This is a genomic window from Pseudomonas sp. MIACH (assembly GCF_001269925.1).
GTDB lineage: Bacteria > Pseudomonadota > Gammaproteobacteria > Pseudomonadales > Pseudomonadaceae > Aquipseudomonas.
Map to the genome: position 1 here is coordinate 1 of NZ_LHVO01000003.1, position 1594 is coordinate 1594.

The window sequence follows — 1594 nt, forward strand, 5'->3', positions numbered from 1 at the left end:
CTGATTCGCTTGGGTGGAAGAAAGATCGCCGTCTCAGTAGGATGAATTCGCGAGATGTTTATGTCGGTGGTGATGGTTTTATCTATTCGGTTGATACCCAGCATGGTAGATTCGAGCAGTTAAATGGTAGGAGCGGAGCGCATATGGGAGAGGTTAAGTTCGATCTTAGTCCTGTAGATAATTCAAAAGACTCTTCTGGTGCTCATGATCTGAGGGTAAAGTAATGGCATGTGTTAAGCTGGTTGAGTATGCAGGTGAGCTGATTTCGCGCGGCTATATATTTAGACTGCCAGCAAGTTGGCCGTATGAAAGTGTTGTGGACTTCATGGTTGTTGATCTCCCGGATGAGAAATTTGGGCACTCTTTGGTCGTTGCGTCTGGTAATAAGTCAGGGTTGATGCTCATTCAGCTCCCTATCGAAAGTCGTGCTCCTGGTCACGGGATTTCGACAAGGTGGCTGATTGATAACTGGAGTAAATGGGTGTACCCGGAGTGTGATGTGAACGATGTTTTCTTATATGAGAGGTCGGCTGCTCCTAGCTGGGTAAGCACCGCTTGAAAGTAGTGCTTGTATGTGGGTGGATGGCTTTTGGTTTCGCTTTGCTACGGTGGAGGGCTTGGGGGTAGATGTCGTCGAATGGTGCTTCACCCCCACCAATCCTTTTCCTTACGCCCAAAGCTTGACTCGCTGAACCAACTCTCCAGCTCAACCGCAAGCTCGGTGACCTCGCCCAGCTCCTGCTGAAGAGGATCCAAACGATTTGCCTGCTCGCGAGCCCAGGCAAGCCACGCCTTGGCTTGATCAGGGCTCGGCATCGCTTCCTGCCGCAGCTCCACAGCCTTGATAAAACGTCGCAACCGCTCGGCCCGCTCCCACTGTTCGGTGTGGGTCACCAGGCTTTGGCGAAGCCGGCGCTGGATCTCGTCTTCCCGTGCTGTCTGGGTACGTTCACGGTCTTCTTCCGCCCATTTTTGCCGACGGGCCTCGTCTTCTTCGCGAACCACCTTGGCAGAGGCTGCCGCAATGACCAGGTTGTCGAGGATCTCGGGAAGCTTGTCTTCAAGGCGCTTGGCCTGGCTATCCTTTCAGTTTCTGCGCAGGCCCTTGTACATTCGCGCATCAATCTGGAAGGTCAAGGTGCCAGTCGATGTCCCCTCGTACTGCGGCTTCTGAAACCCTGGCTCGGTAAAGTTGGGTTCCCAAGCGGCGCCTGGGCGTCGTTTGGGCGGTGGCGGTGGGGGGATGGTAGCCTGTTCAGACCTTCAGCTGTCCTGTTTGGTGTGGGCAAGGCTAGTGCGAAAGGAATACCCAAGGATTTAGGAAAAGCATCTTTTGATGCAGCGAATGGTGTAGGAACGATTTACTCGCCAAAAGTCACTCTGAATAATAATGAAATAATATTTGATGAATTTGCAGTTGGAACATCTAAAGGGTTTTTCGGGGTTGGCGCCGATGGCGCAGCTGAGTTGGTTGGGCCGTTGAAGAAAATGCTTGCTTACTCTCAGTCCCAAGGCGCAAAAACAATTACGTTGAGAGGGCGCTATGCATCACCGGAAGGCTCTATGCTCGGGACTGGTAGCATTAATAATGTCA

The 1594-nt window shown here is 52.2% G+C and carries 4 protein-coding genes; 3 read left to right on the forward strand and 1 reads right to left on the reverse strand.

Going from position 1 to position 1594, the window contains the following annotated elements; all coding sequences use genetic code 11:
• Window positions 1–224 (forward strand): hypothetical protein (locus AD670_RS31770; RefSeq protein ID WP_218187619.1); only part of this gene is annotated, 224 nt, incomplete at its 5' end.
• Window positions 224–559, forward strand: coding sequence for an Imm45 family immunity protein (imm45, locus tag AD670_RS32170; protein WP_081744377.1), 336 nt, complete (start codon window positions 224–226; stop codon window positions 557–559). The genes AD670_RS31770 and imm45, both read left to right, overlap by 1 nt.
• Window positions 560–645: 86 nt before the next feature.
• Here the strand turns inward: imm45 and AD670_RS02845 are convergent, their stop codons facing one another.
• Window positions 646–1005: a hypothetical protein gene (locus AD670_RS02845; RefSeq protein ID WP_053128165.1), complete on the reverse strand. Its 360-nt coding sequence runs from the start codon at window positions 1003–1005 to the stop codon at window positions 646–648.
• Between the two features lie 276 nt (window positions 1006–1281).
• Between AD670_RS02845 and AD670_RS31350 the strand changes: the two genes are divergently transcribed.
• On the forward strand, window positions 1282–1594 hold a 313-nt coding region (locus tag AD670_RS31350), incomplete at its 3' end, for a hypothetical protein (protein WP_156338070.1).

What these genes read in the sequence shown, in the direction of transcription:
- imm45 (WP_081744377.1), top strand. Translation starts at nt 224, where the DNA reads ATGGCATGTGTTAAGCTGGTTGAGTATGCAGGTGAGCTGATTTCGCGC.